Annotated in this window: 16 protein-coding genes; 14 read left to right on the top strand and 2 right to left on the bottom strand. The window is 40.7% G+C overall.

Annotated elements, in window-relative coordinates; all coding sequences use genetic code 11:
* Window positions 1-300: 300 nt before the first annotated feature.
* The 8 genes from ACK8HY_RS08320 (at window position 301) to ACK8HY_RS08285 (ending at window position 10,397) form a co-directional block, all read left to right on the top strand.
* Entirely contained in the window at window positions 301-939 is a 639-nt protein-coding gene (locus ACK8HY_RS08320) for a hypothetical protein (RefSeq protein WP_077432487.1), read from the top strand.
* 23 nt (window positions 940-962) lie between these two features.
* The gene (locus ACK8HY_RS08315; RefSeq protein ID WP_077432488.1) at window positions 963-1,382 is read left to right on the top strand and encodes a nuclear transport factor 2 family protein; all 420 of its coding nucleotides are present in this window, start codon (window positions 963-965) and stop codon (window positions 1,380-1,382) included.
* A 76-nt stretch (window positions 1,383-1,458) separates the two neighbouring features.
* The gene (locus ACK8HY_RS08310; RefSeq protein WP_416133342.1) at window positions 1,459-2,250 is read left to right on the top strand and encodes a hypothetical protein; all 792 of its coding nucleotides are present in this window, start codon (window positions 1,459-1,461) and stop codon (window positions 2,248-2,250) included.
* Between the two features lie 75 nt (window positions 2,251-2,325).
* Complete coding sequence (locus ACK8HY_RS08305) at window positions 2,326-3,585, top strand: OmpA family protein (RefSeq protein WP_077432490.1); 1,260 nt, start codon at window positions 2,326-2,328, stop codon at window positions 3,583-3,585.
* 102 nt (window positions 3,586-3,687) lie between these two features.
* The gene (locus tag ACK8HY_RS08300; protein WP_416133341.1) at window positions 3,688-6,888 is read left to right on the top strand and encodes a SusC/RagA family TonB-linked outer membrane protein; all 3,201 of its coding nucleotides are present in this window, start codon (window positions 3,688-3,690) and stop codon (window positions 6,886-6,888) included.
* 99 nt (window positions 6,889-6,987) lie between these two features.
* Window positions 6,988-8,460: a SusD/RagB family nutrient-binding outer membrane lipoprotein gene (locus tag ACK8HY_RS08295; protein WP_077432491.1), complete on the top strand. Its 1,473-nt coding sequence runs from the start codon at window positions 6,988-6,990 to the stop codon at window positions 8,458-8,460.
* Window positions 8,461-8,485: 25 nt separating this feature from the next.
* Window positions 8,486-8,983, top strand: coding sequence for a lipid-binding protein (locus ACK8HY_RS08290; RefSeq protein ID WP_175991921.1), 498 nt, complete (start codon window positions 8,486-8,488; stop codon window positions 8,981-8,983).
* Window positions 8,984-9,086: 103 nt separating this feature from the next.
* A complete protein-coding gene (locus ACK8HY_RS08285; protein WP_077432493.1) occupies window positions 9,087-10,397 on the top strand; it encodes a hypothetical protein in 1,311 nt (436 codons plus the stop codon).
* A gap of 365 nt (window positions 10,398-10,762) precedes the next feature.
* On the opposite strand, the gene ACK8HY_RS08280 is transcribed toward ACK8HY_RS08285, so the two are convergent.
* Together ACK8HY_RS08280 and ACK8HY_RS08275 are read right to left on the bottom strand one after the other, a co-directional pair.
* Window positions 10,763-11,212: an SRPBCC family protein gene (locus ACK8HY_RS08280; RefSeq protein ID WP_416133340.1), complete on the bottom strand. Its 450-nt coding sequence runs from the start codon at window positions 11,210-11,212 to the stop codon at window positions 10,763-10,765.
* Window positions 11,213-11,216: 4 nt separating this feature from the next.
* Entirely contained in the window at window positions 11,217-11,888 is a 672-nt protein-coding gene (locus ACK8HY_RS08275; protein ID WP_254846146.1) for a DinB family protein, read from the bottom strand.
* A 326-nt stretch (window positions 11,889-12,214) separates the two neighbouring features.
* On the opposite strand from ACK8HY_RS08275, the gene ACK8HY_RS08270 reads away from it, so the two are divergent.
* The 6 genes from ACK8HY_RS08270 (at window position 12,215) to ACK8HY_RS08245 (ending at window position 20,086) form a co-directional block, all read left to right on the top strand.
* On the top strand, window positions 12,215-12,823 hold the full coding sequence (locus ACK8HY_RS08270; protein WP_282253434.1) for a TetR/AcrR family transcriptional regulator: 609 nt from the start codon (window positions 12,215-12,217) through the stop codon (window positions 12,821-12,823).
* 76 nt (window positions 12,824-12,899) lie between these two features.
* Window positions 12,900-15,653, top strand: coding sequence for a TonB-dependent receptor plug domain-containing protein (locus ACK8HY_RS08265; protein ID WP_416133339.1), 2,754 nt, complete (start codon window positions 12,900-12,902; stop codon window positions 15,651-15,653).
* Between the two features lie 27 nt (window positions 15,654-15,680).
* Window positions 15,681-16,955 (top strand): parallel beta-helix domain-containing protein, encoded by a 1,275-nt coding sequence (locus tag ACK8HY_RS08260; RefSeq protein WP_077432497.1) that lies wholly within the window; start codon window positions 15,681-15,683, stop codon window positions 16,953-16,955.
* Window positions 16,956-16,957: 2 nt separating this feature from the next.
* Complete coding sequence (locus tag ACK8HY_RS08255; protein ID WP_175991922.1) at window positions 16,958-18,034, top strand: SO2930 family diheme c-type cytochrome; 1,077 nt, start codon at window positions 16,958-16,960, stop codon at window positions 18,032-18,034.
* A 39-nt stretch (window positions 18,035-18,073) separates the two neighbouring features.
* Entirely contained in the window at window positions 18,074-19,471 is a 1,398-nt protein-coding gene (locus ACK8HY_RS08250; protein ID WP_077432499.1) for an aldehyde dehydrogenase family protein, read from the top strand.
* 24 nt (window positions 19,472-19,495) lie between these two features.
* Complete coding sequence (locus ACK8HY_RS08245; protein WP_416133338.1) at window positions 19,496-20,086, top strand: TIGR00730 family Rossman fold protein; 591 nt, start codon at window positions 19,496-19,498, stop codon at window positions 20,084-20,086.
* The last annotated feature ends 127 nt before the right edge of the window (window positions 20,087-20,213 follow it).

The raw sequence follows: 20,213 nt of genomic DNA, 5'->3' as shown, positions 1-20,213 counted from the left end.
TGATTCGATGATGTCCTATCCATACCCTGATCCCAAGACCCTTCATAATATATATCCAAAATTGGGTAGTAGCTGAGGCTGATGCATAGGCAGTATTGCCTATTAAGATAGTGGATTCTGCTTATTTGTTCGCCACCAGTGCTGTGATAATTTTGAATAATCAAATAGACGATGTGTAAAACCCAACGAATCACCCAAAGATGTGATTTATTGCTGGGTTATAAGAGGTTAATTTTGAAAAAGAAATTTATCATAACAAGATATATTATAACACTAGGTTGAAATTAAATAAGAAAAGAAATGAATGCTAAAGTATCGAAAAAGAAATCAGATGGAATAAAAGGGCTGTTGCTCACCCTTTGTCTACTGTGTGTAAGTGCATTGTGCTGCTGCACATTCTATGGCTGTAAAAAATCAGAAAATGCATCCGAATTGCCTGAAGGTGAATTTGGAAATCATCCCAGATCTACTGTGCCGGATGAGCTGGTGGGGTATTGGATTGCTGGTGTAAGTTCGATCAGTAATTTTTGGGGATACGATGGGGTGTACAAAGGCCCTGCTAATGAAATTGCGGTTGGATACATGTTTTACAAAGATGGCCGGGCCAAGGAATACTTTTACTATACCAGCACATCCACTTATTGCCGTACCCAAGTGCTGGGTTATAAAGAAGGTACTGTAAAAATAGATCCGGCTAATAAAATGTTGGAAATGTTCTACGCAAGCGGTAATTACAGAGGGTATAATAGCTGCGGAACAAGCAATTCTCCCGGATTTGGTGAAACAAAGAAGTATACAGCTGCAGAACTATATCCAGAAAAAAAGAGAACGTTGAATAACTGGACAATCAAAGAGATTGACGGAAAAAAAGTACTTGAAGTTCCACTGGGTGGGGGTGAAGTACAACGCTATGTGAAATCAACTGAACCACAAAAATAATCACTTATAAAAATAGCATAACCATGAAAGGGATAATTAGCACATTGTTTTTTGTAGGCATAATAAGTATTGCAGCCAACGCTGCATCTAAGCCAAGTCCTATGCGGGGTTGGAAAGTTTCCAAAGTTTTAGATGCCTACGTGAAATCTGTCAGTGCGGGGGAATCACAATTGGTCGAGCACCTTTTTACGGATGATCTTGAGTATTACGTGAATGATAGGGCAGAACGACATTCCAAAAAGGAAATTATAAAATTTCTAAAATCAATCAAAGGGCATACCTATGACTGTGAGACAGCCTATAGTGTTCTTGACGAAACCACAACAAACTGCTTAGCTAAAATGACGATGCGGTTCCAAACCTTTACGCGTACGGACTATATCTATCTGAGTTCGACTGACGAAGGATGGAAGGTCTGTAAAATATTGGTTGGGAACGGGTAAAAACAAGCATACACTCTTCGGTCATACATTCTTACCGTATGATAATTTTAAATAAAGTATAAAAATGAATAATACAATGAAACATCAATTCCATTCAAAACAGGGAACTCTGGTCCTGTTATCATTTATAGGCTTGTCCATGTTTTCATGTTCTGACAAGTGTTCGACTTGCGCAGTGGAGCCAGAAAAAATTGAAAAAAAACTAAGTAAAATTGAGATCGACTCGGATAATTATAGTGAATTTAAGTATGCAAATGGCGTATTGGCCGAATTGATCGAGGTAGAAGGGGAAGGGCGGTCAAGATCCAAGATTACCTATGACAATAATAAGAAGCCTATAGCGGTTGAAAATGAGGACGGGAAGATTAAGTTCGTGTATACTGGAAACCTTTTAACGAAGGAGGAGATATCTTATACAGATTCTGAAATGTTCTCCTACAACCAATACGTTTATCAAGGCGAACAGATCAAAGAAATTACCGGTTACGGACTTGTCGAACAGGATGAACCTTATTATAGAAAAAAGTTATTTTATAATCAGAGCGGCGATGTGGAACGTGTGGAGGTTTATAATTTGACAGAAAATAATACACTCGTACCATCGGTAAAAATCAGTTATGAATACGATAATAAAGTCAATCCATATGTGACTACAGTAGGCTCATATCTTGCCCTGTTTACAAATAGCTACAGTAAGCATAATGTTATCAAAGAGGTCACGACCAATGCAGGGGGGGCTCTAAATCAGACAATCACGACAACATATACCTATGACAATGCCGGTTATCCACTTACTGCAATGGAGAAAAAAGTAGAGAATGGTGGCAATCCGGTAGTGATCAATAGAAAATTCGTTTACCAACCCTAAAAAAACTTATTCAGTGGTAATTGAACACAAATAACAGCAGTTTAATCACCAACAATTTTATCCTAACGTATAGCCATGAAAAAGATATTTTTTACTTCAGTTATGCTTCTGCTTGGCGGAAGTGCAATCGCCCAGGGCTTTCTTAATAAGCTTAAACAAAAGGCTGAAAATATGGCCACCAAAACATTGGAGAATGTAATTGATGGCAAGACCAATACCGGTAAGAAGACATCTGTTGAGTCCAATGCTTCTGGTGACGATAACGGACATCAGGAGAATGAGCCAGTTGGAAAAAAAACGGCATTAAGCAGCACAACTACTTACGATTTTATTCCGGGAAGTAAGGTCTTATTAGCGGATGATTTCTCCCAAGACGCGCAGGGACAGTTTCCATTGAAATGGTATACCCGCAGTAAGGGAGAGGTTGTCACCCTCAACAATGCCAAAGGTAAATGGCTCCGGCTTTATCCCGGAGCTTTTGTAAGTCCTGTAGTCAATATTGGCGAAAATGCAACCATAGAATTTGACCTGATTATGGATTGGCCTCTCGCTGGAGGCTACATGGTGCCTGCTTTTAATTTCGCTTTCTATGATCGGGGCAACAAAGGTGAGATCATGTCCTATGATTACCGCCTAAAAAATTGTCTCAAAGTAGGTATTGCTCCTTATCGTTCAGAAGCGGCGGTACAATTGACCTCCTATGAGAATGTCGCAAAGAAACTGGAAACAGATAAATATCGGGTGGCCAATTTTGACAGGAAAGTTGGAAATGTGATTCATGTAGCGATCAGTATTCAGAAAGAACGTATCCGTATCTGGTTAGATAAGGAGAAGGTCTTTGATCTGCCCAATGCAGTGCCGTTGAACAGCAACTTTAACCAGCTCAAGTTGGATATGGGCAGCTCCAATTATACCAACGATCAACTGGGATTCTATGTATCAAACTTCAAAATTGCTGAAGGGAGTGGGGATACGCGCTCCAAACTGCTGAGCGGAGGAAAGCTTGAAACCAGTGGTATTTTGTTTGCCACGAATTCCGCCGAAATAAAGTCTGATAGTGAGGGGACCATCAAGGAGGTGGCGACAGTACTTCGCGAGAACCAGGAAATGAAGATTCGTATCATAGGCCATACGGATGCGGTGGGAAATGCAAGCGCGAATTTGATCTTATCTAAAAAGCGTGCTGACGCTGTCCGCGATATCTTGATCAATGATTATCAGGTAAAAATTACGCAGATAGAAACCGATGGGAAAGGGGATACCGCACCTGTAGCTGATGAATCCAGTGAGCAGAATAAAGCAAAAAATAGAAGAGTTGAATTTATCAAAATTTAATAAGGACCGCTATTAGATAGCCATCGGGACTGTTTTTGAATCATGGTTTATTTAAGATCAAAATCGGTGGCTATACGCAAGCTAAATAAAATCAACAATCGTATGAATAAAAATTTACTTAGTTTTTTGGTAGGTAGCATGATGATGTCGTCTGTTGCTTTTGCGCAGGACAGGAAAGTGAGCGGTCGTGTAACTGCTGCTGACGGGAAGCCATTGGCAGGCGTAACAATTGCTGTACAGGGATCCAATACGACTGCTCAAACCGATCAAAATGGCAATTATACATTATCTGTACCTGTAGGAAAGGTACTTGTTTTTCGCTCGCTTGGATTTGCGGAGCAGACCCTTATTGTAAAAGACGGGCAGTCCGGTTTTAATATTACACTGGAGGACAGCAACAAGGCGCTGGAAGAAGTCGTGGTCACCGCCATGGGTATGTCGAAGCAGAGTAAAGCGCTTGGTTATGCAGCTACTACAGTTAAGGCCAATGATATCGTTGCAGCAAATAATATGAATGCAATGACAGGCCTACAGGGTAAGGTTGCCGGTGTCAGTATTTCAAATTCTGGGACAACGGGCGGATCGACAAAAGTAATTATTCGTGGCGTATCTTCTTTTTCAGCAAATAATCCTTTGTATGTCGTTGATGGCGTTCCCATTAATAATAGTTTTCAGGCAAAGGTTGAATCCAATAGTGGTTATCAGGCAAAAATTGAATCCACAAGGTCTATTGACCTGGGAAATGCCGCAAACGATATAAATCCCGATGACATTGAGTCAATGACAATTTTAAAAGGAGCTTCGGCAACGGCTTTATATGGTTCCCGTGCCGCACACGGTGTCATTATGATCACGACCAAAAAAGGAAAGTTGGGGCAGCATCTTTCAGTTACCTATAATGGAGCCATAAATGTGAGCAATGTACTGATGGTTCCCCAGACACAGCATTTATTTGGGCAGGGCTGGCCAGATTTTGATGCTGCAGAGAACGGTTCATGGGGACCAAAACTAGATGGGATCGAAAGGCCTTGGGGCTCTGCCATTAATGGAGTCCGTCAGACAAAGTCTTTTTCATATGTTAAAGATAACATAAAAAAATTCTACGTTTCGGGGCTGGATGCCACTAATACATTGTCAATATCAGGTGGTGGAGTGCGATCTTCCTACCTATTTTCCTACGGTAACTTTTATCAGCACGGCGTATTGCCGGGGCATCCGGATAAATTGAAACGCAATAACTTTTCTTTTCGTGGGAATACCAACCTCGACAGATTCACCTTTAATTACGGTGTAAACTATGTACGACGTGATTTAAATGCAATTTTCCAAGGGCAAGGATCGGCTGACGGGGGAAAGACAACTTTTCAGGAACTGATACAGACCCCAGTTGATATTGATATTTTGTCTATGGCGGATTATAACAATCCCTATTATAATTATGATAATTACTTTACACCGTATTCGTCAAACCCTTATAAAGCCCTGCTGGATAACGGGACCAAACTTCAGGAAGACCGTGTCTATGGAAATATAGATTTTTCCTATAAGATATTACCTTGGTTAACTGCTGTAGGTAAGCTAGGCGGTGATTTTGGAAGTATCAATACAAAGGATTTTTCTCAACGAATCACGTATACCCCCGGTTCTACATCGGCTGTGCATAAGAAGGCTATTACCACAGGTAGATATGGCGAAAATTATCGGAAGGCAAATCAAATTGATGCAACATTTATGTTCAAGACGGATAAGTCGTTCAATGAAGCGCTTAACCTGTCAGCGAATGTAGGGTATAACTTTAACCAGCAAGGGTTCAGTTATCTCGATTCCTACATTAGTGGTTTGAACATACCGGGATGGTACAGCTTAAAAAATACAAGCGGAACACCAGTTGTGGACAATATTTTCCTGAGACAGCGTCTGATGGGGTTATTTGCAGATGCTACATTGAGTTATAGAAATTACTGGTTTTTAAATGCGTCTTTCCGCTCGGATTGGTCGTCCACGCTCCCAATCAAACACAACAATTATAAATATGGCGGAATTAACACTGCATTGATTTTGACTGATGCTTTTGGGGAACTGAAGTCCGATCTGTTCAATTTTATAAAAGTTAGAACCGCCTGGGGCAAAACAGGGAACGATGCTTCTCCGTATCGTGTTCAAAATACCTATGCGAGCTCCCGTTTAGGTTTAGGATTCGGGGATATCGTATTGCCTTTAAAGGGTACCGCTGGATTACAGCATGGTAAATTGTTGGGTAATGATAATCTCAAACCTGAGATCACCACAGAATTTGAGTTCGGGACGGAGATGAAATTATTGAATAACAGAATTGGGCTGGATGTTTCTTATTATAATAGAAAAACAGTTGATCAGATCTATTCTTCGGCACTACCGCCGGAATCTGGTTTTACGACACGAACTCAAAATATTGGTGATATCCGAAATACAGGTGTTGAAATCGGATTAAATGCTACTCCGCTAAGAATGAAAGATTTTCAATGGGATCTGGGAATAAATTTTACGAAGAATAACAGTAAAGTTGTGAAATTATGGGATGATGTTAAGGAATTTAATATATACTCAGCCTATATGGTGGATTTTGTCGCCCTGATTGGCCAACCGCTTGGTGTATTTAAGGTTCCTGAAGTGATGACAGTCAAGAATGGTGAACATGCCGGTAAAGTAGTTGTGAACGGAACGAATGGGATCCCGTTGACTGAGCCCAATTCCAAACGTACTATAGGGAATTATGAGCCCGATTTTATCGTAGGTTTCAATACCAAATTTACATACAAGGACTGGAGCTTGGCCGGTGTACTGGATTGGCGCAAGGGAGGTTTTTTCTATTCTTACACAGCGCAGCTGAATTACTTTGTAGGAAATGCAACAGAAACTATGTACAACGAGCGCCAACCTTGGCTAATCCCAAATTCTGTTAAACAAGTGGGGGATCAGTATGTGGAAAATGATGTTCAGATCTCGGTGAACAACATTAATAATTATTGGAATCCGAGCAGCACCAATTTTATATATGATCGTGCTGTATTGAAACGCGACTTTGTTAAACTAAGGGAGCTTGTACTCACCTATTCATTGCCAAAGAGCACCCTTGGATCGAAAATCAAGGGAGTTGATTTCAGCCTGGTCGGTCGGAATTTATTCCTCTGGACACCGAAAAATAACAATTTCGTAGATCCGGAATCAACAAATTATGGAAACGATATTATTTCCAATTTTGGTGAGTTTGCTGCTGGTCCAACATTTCGTAGTTATGGAGGTAGTGTTCGCGTACGGTTCTAATTATTTTTTGACACGACCAAATGATCCGCGATTGGCAGGTATAGAGGTAAGGGCAAATAATCGCGGTATAACAGAAGGCCTTTAAAAGACAAATTATTTATGAAAACAATAAAAACATTTGGATACATATTGATAGCGGGTGCATTAATTTTTAATTCGTGCGATAAGGCTTTGGATATCAACAAAGATCCTTATTTACCATCAGAAACCGATGCAGCTCCGGATCTTTTATTTCCGTCAGGCGTTGCATATAGTGCGGCGAAAATAGGCGGTGATCTGGAACTTATAGGTGGTTTTTGGGCACAGCATTATACGCAGAATAACACGTCCAATCAATACAAAAATATTGACTCCTATGCATTGACAATATCTTCTTATAACGGAATCTGGGCGAACCTTTTTGGGGGTGGAATGAAAGATCTGTATATCGCCAAAGAGAAAGCGCAAGCGGCAGGACTCTGGAATTATTATCTCGCGTCATCTGTAATGCTCGCTTTTGACTACCATGTTCTGGTAGATCTGTATGGCGATTTACCGATTAAAGAGGGCTTGCAGGGGGATAAAGGTGGCTATAATCCGAAATGGGATGAGGGGAAAGCTGTCAATGGATTGATATTGAGTCAATTGGACGATGTCTTAACAAAGGTTACCGAGGCCAAGGCACTTCCCAGTATGGGGAATCAGGACCTTGTGTTCTCAGGAGATATCGATAAATGGCGCAAGTTTGCGAAATCATTGAAGCTGAAAGTTTTAATGCGCGATTTTACAACAAACGCTTTGGCGATAAAGTCCCTACTGGAAGAAGGTGACTTGTTGCTCGCGGATGCACGGGTAGATGCATTTGAAGATATCAAAGATAAATCAAACCCACTTTTTGAATCCGATCGACGGGCCCTGAGTACAGGGGCGAATATCCGCGCAAGCAAAACATTATTATCTTATTTGCTGGAAAATAACGATCCCAGGATCGCGGATTTCTATGAAACCAATGATATAAACGGCCAATATACTGCATACGCGCAAGGAAATTATAATGCCACCAGTACTGAATATCCGGTGGGAAGTACCTCAAGGGCCAAATTAGCTGCAACCGATCCCGTATATTTTATGTCCCATGCGGAGGTAGAATTTTTACAGGCGGAGGCCTGGGCACGCTTAAATACTGTAAGCAAAGCACAAAGTCATTATGAATCAGCTGTGAAATTGGCATTCTCCAGATGGGGCAAGGATGCGACAGCCTTTCTAGGAACTGATGGGGCCTACGCGTTTAAACCAGGGGTAGCTGAATTGATGGTGGAGCAGATTATTACCCAAAAATGGATCGCATCAGCACGATGTCAGGCATGGGACGCCTTCTATGACCAAAATAGAACCGGATATCCAGTTGTCAGTACCGTACCGGCTGATGAGCAGAGTTATGTTCCCGGTCAATACACACCTTCATTAAATACTTCATTGGTTGGTAATGAGCTTCCAAGAAGACTACCTTATCCAAAGGTATCTTCGGATAATAATCCAAACACGCCCAAAGCGGTTTCCATTGATACAAAGATGTGGTGGCATAAAAAATAAGTTTAGATTTTCAATAAATAAAGAAATGAAAAATAGCTTTAAATACTTTTTCGTATGTCTTGTGTTAAGCTGTGTTGCTTGCAAAAAGGAGCAGCCCGCTGTGGCGTATTCTCCTATTTTCCCAGTCTCCGGAGAATGGCATACACGCGTATTCCATGAAGATGGTTCTTCGGCGAGTACAAACCTATTTACATTGAGCACGTACAACACTTCAGACAATCTGGCGAATGCGGCCTGGTTTAAGCTAAGTAACGCGGCCCAGCCCTTTGGCCTGTTGGCAAAAGTCAATATAGACCTGCAAAATAGAACTTTTGTGGCAGGTGAATATAAAAATACCCTGGCTGTACCAGCTGCTAATACCGCTGTTACGCTACTTGAGGGGAAGATTTTGTTAAACGCCTCTACACAGCCAAGTAAAACCGTTGCCGACAGTATTTATGTCAGGTATAAAACCGCTGTCAATGGTAAAATCTATATCGTAAAGGGGCACCGGAGGACACAATGGCCGGAGGATCAAAAATAGTATTTATAGGTAATAATGCCTATGAATTTAAGTGATTCAGCTCATGTTTATAGCCAGTAAATGCATCTAATTTTGCTACTGTTGATTATTAAATATTAAAGAAATGAACGTAAAATTTAACTGTTTATATATTTTTCTGATAGGAGTCACTTTTGGTGTGGCACTATTGGGCACATCCTGTAAAAGAGATCCTATTAAGCCTGAGGAAGAACCTGAGACAGAAATTGCGATCACACCCTTGGCGCGTCCGATTGGGGCTATCAAAGGGCAAGCTTCGCGTAAAACCATTGGTCCAGCCGGTGGTGTGCTGTCTTCAGCTGATGGACAATTAAAAATTTCTGTTCCTGCTGGTGCACTCACGGAGGAAAAGTTAATTTCAATACAGCCAATTGTACAGACCAATATCGCGGGTATCGGTTTATCTTACCGCCTGACACCGCACGATGTCACATTTAAGAAGGCGGTAACACTTACCTTCGACTGGAAGACGATAACCGATCAGGTCGGACTGCCACAAACCCTGGGATTTGCCTATCAGCAGCAAGATCAGGTTTGGAAATATGTCGGTGCAAGTAAAACGGATACGGTTCAGAAAACAATCAGTTATGAAACCTCCCATTTTAGTGATTGGTCGTTAATGAATAGGCTTTCATTGGAGCCATATGAAGCTTCTATCGAACCCGGACAGACCCAGGCGGTACGTGCCCTTATCTATACCCAGACAAAATGGGATGATCTTTTGACACCCCTGACCGGCACTGGTCAGGGGACCGAGCCGGGGTATCCTGTTGGAACACCCGCAGCCTTACCTAGCAAATTTATAGATTCTTGGGAGCTTGCGGGACCGGGTAAAATCGTTAAAGCAGATGCCAGTACCGTAACCTATCAGGCACCCGCTAGCGTTAATGGAAGTGCAACAGCCGTGGTAAGCCTCAAATTAAAGGCACCTCGCGCCGGAACTTATCTATTACTGTCCAATATCCAGATTTCAGGTAACGGCTGGATAGAGCTCAGTATTGCTGGTGGGGCACCTGTAAAGTTCCCGGCTTCTTCGGCTGCGAAATCGGGAAATAGCTACTTATTGTCAAATCCTGAAAATGAGGGTGGAGGATACTTTTTACTGCGATGGAATGGTGGTGTAGGCGACTATAAGTATGAAGTGTCCAATGGAGGCAATCATTTTCATTTTCAGACATCAAAAACAACCTACATGAGTAGATATTTTGATGAGATTATTAAAGATATAGTACCTAGTGGTGGACAAATTCAGATTACCAAAATAGATAAAGGTTGGGTTGAAGGGATATTTCGTGTGACGAATGCCGGTTATGGCCCGATGCTATTAGATATAACCTCAGCAAGTGGACGGTTCAGAGCAAAAATTTACGATTCGGCTAAAGCTAACAAGTCATAATTGAATGAAGAAAAAGTAGTTTTGCGAATGATATGAAGAAGCCGGCAGTCAATTAGAAAAGTCATCGTGTTGAACAATAAAGAACGAATAACTGATAATAGTTATGTTAGCATCGGTGTCCATCTGTTCGTTATATATTTGAACTAAAAGGTAAGCGCTGAAAGGTGCTTGGAGATCTGATAAGAATTTGTTTCATATGTTTATTTATGGCCCCGAGTCCCCAGTGGACGTGGGGCTTTTTTGTTTTTGCATTGGTGCGTCATATTATTGCTAGCCTTGTGAGAAAGTAGTGAAATGGAATATTAAAAAAAGCCAAACCCTATCTAAAGGTTTGGCTTTTTCTCTATTTTACCAATATATCCTTTTTATTTCTCGCTGATTTCTTTAAGAATTTGTAGAGCTTTTGGCCAGGCTTCGTCAAAATAATCAAGATACTCCTCATTGGTGTCCACGTCGACCTTTAATAATGTTTTGCCATCGAGATCGGTGAATGTGTAATTCTCCAGTGAGCCCGCCCAGGCCTCAACAGCTGGTCCCTCGGTGATTTCTTGACCTTTATCTAGAATTCCATAATGACGAATGGATATGTATTTATTTGGAATATTTTCGGCGATCTCAGCCACCATACCTTCTTTTTCACCGTCTTTATTGATACCTGTAAAATAAATCTTGGAACCCTTTTCCCAGCTACCTTCAAAGTCAGATGTTGGGTTGAAGGCGGTGGTCCATTTTTTGTACGTTTCTTTACCAAGCATTGTTTTAAACACATGATCGACAGGGGAGTCGATCGTGATCTGATAATTCATTTTCTTCATCTTCTTATTGTTTTGGAAAATTAGGATCTGCTTTTACTTCTTCAATCTGTTTGGTATGTCGGGCACAATGTGCAGCAATAAACATTAAGCCTTGATAACCATCTACAACGCCTGTCGGATAATCGTTAATATGGTTGCGGAGATCTTTGGCATCTGCTTTTTTTATGTAATCAATGACCGGTTGTCTTGCAGTCCGAAAATCAGTTAAAGCTGTCTTCGAGTCTTTGTAAATACCTGTCGGTTGGAGTTCTTTGGGAGCCTGAAACTTATGACTTCGATCAGTAATTGTCGTTTTTAGATTGTCATCAGTCATTTGTACCTCGCTTTTTCTCTCAGGTTGCGGAGCTTTTGTCAAAGATGCTTTTGCCATATCAAATATCATACGTTCAGAGAGTATAATATGTTCCAGGCATTGGCTGATGGACCATTTATCTGGGGCTGCTTTAAATTGTAGCTGAGCTTCGCTAAGACCTGAGACTTGTTTTTCGAGTTCTTTGGTTGTCTGGTCGAAGTATTGCAATAAGGAATCGGTACCTTCTGCCCCTATTGTAAGTGGGGCTTGCTCAATAACTTCGGTGTAATTGTTCTGACCTACACTTTGTTGAGGTACTGGGGTTGACGAAAGGAGTACTGCGCTGAGACCCGCAATCGCTATCATGTTCATAATCTGGTTCATATTTATAATTTTTTAAATTGTTAAACGTCACTTTCTCATTACAATTATAATGCATTTTTGTTTTTTTATTCTTTTCATAAGGCAAGAAAATAACTTCATGAGCGGAGTGTAATTAAAAATTACGTTTTTTGAAATAACGAACCCAAAACTACCTGCGAAATGTTAAATTTAACCTGTAGCAGGAATATGCTGGTTGATATATGCATTGAATATCAGCTTGCTTGCAGAGATTGCTAAATAACAGTATTCATTTTATATATTTTCAATTTTCAAACATTTTAGTAAAATGTTTGAAAATTGAAAATATATAACTAACTTTAATTCAGATGAACAAAAAGGAACAGGTTAAGGAGCGGATTGGTCAGGCCGCAATGGAGTGTTTTGAGCGATATGGTTTAGAGAAGACGACATTGGACGATATTGCGAAAGCCGTAGGATTGAACAAAACTTCGCTTTATTATTATTATAAGAACAAGGAAGATATTTTTATAGAAGTTGCGATCCGCGAGGGTGAGTCTTTTATAAATACATTGCAACAAAGTACCTTAAAGAAAAAAGGAGTGGAGAATCAGATCGGGTTCTATTTAGAATCGCGATTGAATTATTATACGAATGTGCTTAATATGAATAGGGTGTCGGTAGAATCGCTTGACAAGATTTTACCTCGCTTTTTTGAACTATATGATGCGATGATGGTGCAGGAAAAGGATTTTCTGACAAAGCTTTTGCTGCAGGCCATCGCTCGGGAGCAGCTGGATATGGAAGATCCGGAAAATACGGCTTCTGTACTAATCAATTTTGCGAATGCATTAAAACATAGTACGGAGCAACAAGCAATCCTAAAGAAGCAAGTTGAGATCGACTATGCGCAAAGCCTTCGGGATACTAAATTTTTGGTTTCCTTGATTTTCAAGGGGATCAGAAAGCAAGGATGATAACCTGTCTCAGGGAATCATGGATGGGGTAAAGTGAGGCATTGAAGCGAATATTATACGCTAACCAATATAAACTATGAAAAAAATTACCTTATTAATCCAGATTCTCTGTGTCTGCGCCCCCTTTTCTTTGTTTGCGCAACAGACGATAAACGGACGTGTTAGTAATAGCCTGACCGGGGAGGCCGCCTATGCAATTTCTATACGTATAAAAGATAGTAAGGATGGTACCTTTTCGGATGATCGAGGTCGTTTTCAATTGAAAACGAATAAACCTTTGCCCCTAATCCTTTCTATTTCAGCGATCGGATTTGAACCCCGTGAGGTCCTTGTTGAAAGTGCAGCCTCTCCCTTAGAAATTCCGCTGAATGTTTCGCCGATACTGGGGCAGGAGGTGGTGGTGTCCGCTAGCCGAACAGTCCAGACCAAACTTTCTTCCCCTGTGACTATCGAGCAGATCAGCAACAAAGATATCCGTAATTCTGCCCAAATAAGTTATATGGATATGCTTCAGGGTCTGCGGGGAGTCGATGTTACTGTGTCCAGTATTGGTTTCACCAGTGTGACGACACGCGGGTTCAATACAAGCGGGAATACAAATTTTACACAGATTGTCGATGGTATGGACAATCAGGCTCCGGGATTGAATTTTCCACTGGGCTCAGTTATTGGTTTGACCCAGCTTGATGTTGATAATATTGAGCTTTTATCAGGAGCTTCTTCTGCCTTATATGGCTCCCGGGGACTCAACGGAACCATGATTGCAACTGGGAAAAATCCATTCAAATATCAGGGATTAAGTGTATTGGTGACGCAGGGGGTAAATCATATAAACGCTAAAAAGAACAATGATCCTGTTCCCGCATCGCCCTATTATGATTGGACAATTCGCTATGCCAAACAACTGAGCAATAAGATAGCTTTTAAGGTCAATGGTCAATATACCCAGGCAAAAGATTGGGTGGCCAATGATGAGACAAATAAAAATGGCTTGGGTACAGCGCTAACGGATCCCAATTATAATGGTGTCAATATGTACGGCGGAGCGACTTCGGTAGATATCAACCCTTTCCTGGAAGCTGCACTTGCTGAAAATCCAGATTTGGCGCCAATTGTTGAACCCTTGCTTGCCCATTCAAACTATGTTTCCCGGACAGGCTATGCTGAGTATGGGTATCTCGATAATAGGGCGAAGCTTTTTAAGGTAAATGGCGAATTTCGCTATAAGATTTCATCGGATATCGAAGCGATCGCTTCGGCGACTTTTGGCACTGGAAACATCGTGTACACCAATGATACCCGTTATCAGTTAAAAGGATTTAAAGTGGGCCAATATCGTTTGGAGGTACGAAATGACAAATGGTTCCTCCGGGCTTATACCACCCAGGAAAATTCAGGAAAAACACTCGTAGCAGGACCGACGGCCCAATACATCAATGAGTCCTGGAAAACAAGTTACGATGGTAATGTCGGGGGCTGGTATCCGGAGTTTACAGCTGGTCTTCTTAATGCACTTGCCACTGGCACATCGCTTACAGATGCCCATCTCCAAGGACGTACTTTAGCTGACCAGGGCCGGGCAGAACTTGGTAGCGCATTATTCAATAGACTTAAAGATAGCATTAGCAATACGCCAATTTCAGAAGGTGGGACATTGTTTCTTGACCGCAGTAAGTTATATAATGCTGAGGCGCAATATAATTTCTCAGATCATATCAAATTTATGCAGGTCATTGCCGGTGTCAATTGGCGCCTGTATAGTCTCAATTCTAAAAATACACTTTTCCCAGATAAGGATAAACCTATTCATGTCAATGAATACAGTGCTTATCTTCAAATGGCAAAGAGAGTCATGGATGAACGATTAAATATCGCGACTTCTTTTCGGTATGATAAGAATACATTATTCGCTCAACCACGGCTTACATCACGAGCATCATTGGTCTATGAGATGCAAAGACAGAATTATTTGCGTTTCTCTTATCAGAATGCATATAGTTTTCCTTCTAATATTCAGGCGCTCCAAAATACATTGAATGGGTATAATAGTTTTTCCTCCGGAGGATCTTCGCTATTATTGATTGATAACTATCAATTTGACCGCTATCCACCCTATACGTTAGAAAGTGTGCAAAAATTTCAGGTTACAAATGATCCGAAAGTACTTCAGCAATTTAAGTTTGATGATATCAAACCACAGTCAGTCAATGCTTTTGAATTAGGATACGCAGCGATGTTTGGTAAGCGCGTCATGGTTGATGTGCTCGGCTATTTTTCAACATGGAAGAATTTTATCGGTTATGCCAATGTTGCCAATACGCCAGGCACCGAAGATATCAACGCTTTTAAGGATCATGCTACCTATGTTCAATATAATGTCGCTTTTAATGGTGGAGAAACAGTAAATACATACGGGTATGCTGCCAGTGTGAGCGTAGATCTGGGCAAGAATTTTATGACCAAGGCAAACTATTACTCGGACTATCTTAAAAATAAAAACAATAGCCAGATCAATAACTTTAATACACCTAATTATCACTTTAACTTTGAATTTGGAAATAGTGGTTTTGGTAAAAAGCAAGTCTGGTCGTTTAGCACATCACTTCGGTATAAGCCCGGCTATTACTATGTTGTGTCAGGGGGGCTTGCGGCCGGGCAGGTGCCTAGCTCGACTGTGATTGATGCACAGGTGAGCTATAAGCTTATTAAAGCGCGTTCTGGCATTCGTATTGGTGGAACGAATATTACGAACAAATATTATTCTACCGGTATTGCCAACCCTCGCATTGGTGCGGTGTATTATGTCACTTATGCTTATAATATTTTTTAACCAAAATAAATCATAAAAAGATAAATCATGAAAAGAAATGTAGCAAACAGATTCATAATGCTGTTCATTGGGCTCACCTTATGGAGCTGTAAGAATCAGCAAAGTACGGACTATAATGTATTGACTTTTGGTCCGGGGCAGGAGGAAGCGATTGAAGAGGCTTTTCTGTCGATTAAAGATAGTACCAATATACACTTGAAAGCAGGTAAATATCGTTTTGAAAACCTGAGTATCGCCCAGGTAAATCATATTAAAATCGACGGCGAGGGGCATGATAAAACAATTGTTGATTTTTCGGGGCAGACACAGGGGGGAGAAGGGATCCGTATCACTGATGTCAAAGGGCTAACCATCGGAAATATGACGATCCGGGATTCAAAAGGTGATTTATTGAAGATAAACAATAGTCAGGACATCATTATTGCAGATCTACATAGTATATGGAGTTCAGCCGATTCTACCAGCGGTGGATATGGAATTTATCCCGTACTCTGTAAGAATGTGCTGATTGAGAATTGTTATGCCGAGGGAGCTTCTGATGCCGGTATCTACGTAGGACAGACCAAAGGAGTGGTGGTAAGAAAATGTAAAGCATTCAAAAATGTGGCTGGCTGTGAAATTGAAAATACAACAGATGCTGAGGTATATGACAATGAGTTTTATGGCAATACAGCAGGTTTTTTGATTTTCGATCTACCTGATCTATCGCAGCGAGGTGGTCATGTGAAAGCTTATCGTAACAAGATCTATGATAACAATTTCAAGAATTTTGCGAAAGGAGGAAGTTTTGGAACTTTTTGGGGAGTAGGAAACGCCTCTCCCGGAAGTGGAATTATTATCCTTTCCACCTCAAATATTGAAATATATGACAATACAATTGAAAAAAATAATACTTCGGCGATTACTATAGCTTCTGGTTTTGCTGTAGATGAAAAAGCTGCTGAACGTATCAATGCTAACTACTCCCCAATACCGACCCATATTAAGATCCATGGCAACACCATAGAGATGGACGACAAGTTCCCGAAACCGGCTTATGAACATCGTATTGGCCAATTAATTATTGCTACTGAAGCACAGCTGAATGCCGTTGAACCTGATCGCAAAGTAAAAAGAATCCCTGCGATCCTGTACGATGGAATCACCAGTAACATGATGACCAATGGTACTTCCTTAAATCCAGATTCTATTTGTATTGACCAGCCCGGTGAAAATATGTTTGTTTCGGCAGATTTTAAACATGCGGGGCAAGCAGATAAATGGAAACCATCAAGTAATGTGAAACCATTTCAATGTAAATAACCGTGAAAAATATAAAATTGACCATTGGTGTTATCATCGTTTTGACTGTATTCTCCCTAACTTTGCAACAAAGCTGCCGACAGGGGAAAAACAAATCAGAACAAACTAATACATCTTTCGTATTTAAGGAAAAACTGTCTGATTATGGTTTTTTTAAGGGAAGCCTAAGTAGTCTAATGCCGCGAGAGGGGGTGCTTCCGTACGAGCTAAGTACGCCTTTGTTTTCAGACTATACGGTTAAAGATCGTTTTATTGTTCTTCCACAGGGAAAATCAATTGAATATACTGAACAGGGACCTTTGGATTTTCCTGATTCAACCATAATTGTTAAAAATTTCTCCTATATCAATGTTCAGGGACAAAAGGTCGTCATCGAAACCCGCTTGTTGGTCAAAGATCCAATAGATCACAAATGGAAAGTCATGAATTACCTTTGGAATGCGGAGCAAACGGATGCGGTTAAACATATTAGAGGATCGAAACTAGCGATTACTTTGGTCGATAACTCCGGTATTAAACATACAACAAATTATATGGTGCCGAATACGAATGATTGTAAACGTTGTCATAATAATGCATCGAAACTAATGCCAATAGGTCCTAAAGCGCGTAACCTGAATTTTGTGCGTGCGGGCGATTCTGTCAACCAATTGACCCACTGGAGTTCGCTGGGATTGTTGAAAAATATGCCAGACTTAAAGAATATTTCACTACTGCCCGTATGGACCGATACAGAAAAATACAGTATCGAAGAACGTGCCAGAGCTTATTTGGACATCAATTGCGCACACTGTCATACCAAAGGTGGGGACGCATTTAATACAGGGTTATTTCTCAATTATGAGGAGAACGCATCTGCACATCTCGGTGTAGATAAAGCGCCCGTATCTGCCGGAGGAGGGGCTGGTGGTTTAAACTTTGATATCATACCCGGTGACTCAAAGCATTCGATCCTGCTTTATCGGATGAATAGTACCGAACCGGGAACGGCAATGCCCGAATTGGCCCGAAGTATTATCCATAAGGAAGGTGTGGATTTGATCCGCCAATGGATAGATAATATGCCCAGGAAAAAATAAAAATATCATCACCTTTCAATTTATATTAATTAGAACAACATGATTGAGCAAATAGATTCAATATTTCAGCAACAGCAACTCTTTCAAATCGAATTACGACAGAGTGATGCCCAGCAACGGATAAAAAAGCTGCGTAAATTACGTTGTGCGATTGAAAGTAACGAAGATTTAATTTATGAGGCATTGGCGAAAGATTTGCGTAAATCAAGAAATGAGGCGGCAATAAGTGAAGTATTATTTATCTATGGTGAAATCGATTTTGCTATTCGCCATTTGCAAAAATGGATGCGGCCCAAACGCGTAGGGAGATCGGTGACAAACTTGCTGGCAAAAAGTTCAATCGTCTATCAACCCAAAGGAGTGGTTCTGATTATATCGCCATGGAATTACCCCTTTCAGCTTACGATGAGTCCCTTGGTATCTGCGATTGCCGCGGGTAATTGCATCGTACTGAAACCTTCTGAACATAGTCCATACACAGCAACAGTGATTCAGAAGATGATATCCGAATCATTTGATGTGGAAGAGATAGTCTGTATAACGGGTGAAAAATCTACAGCGGAAACTCTTTTGAAGCTTCCTTTTGATCATATTTTCTTTACTGGTAGTTCTTCCGTTGGTAAACAGATTATGAAATCAGCCTCCGACCATTTGAGTTCAGTAACCTTGGAGCTCGGAGGGAAATCACCGGTCATTTTGGATGAAACCGTCCATCTCGAAAAGGCTGCAAATAAAGTGGCCTGGGGAAAATTGATCAATGCTGGTCAGACTTGTATAGCTCCAGATTATGTTCTTATTCCGGAAAAGCGACGTGACGAATTTGTGGGACATTATTTAAATGCGGTCAAAAAAATGTTTTTTTCGAAGGATGATAAAATAGATCCTACTGTCTACGCAAAAATTATCAACCAGAGGCATGCTGATCGTCTTATTGCTTTGATCAATAAGTCGGTTCAAGGAGGAGCCCGATTAGTTGAAGGCGGTGTACTGTCTGAGGATTTAACATTGAGTCCGACATTGTTATTAGATGTTTCATTGGATAATGCGATCATGGGAGAGGAAATTTTTGGACCTATCCTTCCAGTGATAACGTATGGGAAATTGGAAGATGCAATTGCTATCGTAAATCGAAGTGAAAAGCCACTTGCATTGTACGTATTTAGCGAAAACAAACATCATATTCAACGGGTTGTCCAGCAAGTAGCATCGGGCGGCGTTTGTATCAATGATGTACTTATCCATGTTTCCAATCCTCACTTGCCATTTGGCGGTGTTAATGGTAGCGGGCAGGGAAGTTGCCACGGTTTTTTTGGCTTCAAAGCATTTTCACATGAACGCGCTGTGATGCGTCAATCCAGATACGCATTTTCTACAATGATTTATCCACCATATCAAGGGAAAAAAATGATATTTAAATTGCTGAAAAAATGGATTTAGGAAGCTTATTTTTTATACTTGTATATGAATAAAATCAAAAGCATCGTTGTGTTTTGTGCTTCCAGTTTGGGCAATTCAAGCATATATGAAGATCAGGCGAAATCTGTCGGTTATACGTTTGCTCAGCGAAACATTCAGCTGGTATACGGAGGTGGTCGCGCCGGATTAATGGGCGTGGTTGCAAATGCCGCCTTAGAAAAAGGTGGTGAGGTCGTTGGCGTAATTCCCCACTTTCTAAACTCAAAAGAAAGAGAGCATCGCGGCGTAACAAAATTAATTACGGTAGATAGTATGCATGACCGTAAACGGATCATGAATGATCATGCCGAAGGAATAATAGCTTTGCCTGGAGGATTCGGAACCCTTGAGGAACTTTTTGAAATGACTACCTGGGGGCAACTCGGTCTACATCTTAAGCCAGTGGGAATATTAAATATTAATGGGTTTTATGATCATATGATCAAATTTATGGATCATATGGTTGTTGAGGGACTATTAAAACAGGAGAATAGAGAAATGCTGTTGGTAAGCGATTCAATTGAAGATCTATTAGATAAGATGGAAAATTATGCGGCGCCGGAGGTAACGAAATGGATTGACAAAAATGAGATCTGAGCGGATCTTATTGTTTTAATGGCTACTTAATTTCTAAGACAATCTTAATATTACTCTTATGGTTTATTAAGATTGTTCTTATTGAGTTTTAATGTTGTTTTTGGATTTTTGTAGCAAAAATCTTTAG

The organism is Sphingobacterium sp. NGMCC 1.201703 (assembly GCF_047784615.1).
Taxonomy (GTDB): Bacteria; Bacteroidota; Bacteroidia; order Sphingobacteriales; family Sphingobacteriaceae; genus Sphingobacterium.
This window is presented reverse-complemented; position numbering and strand designations above follow the sequence as displayed.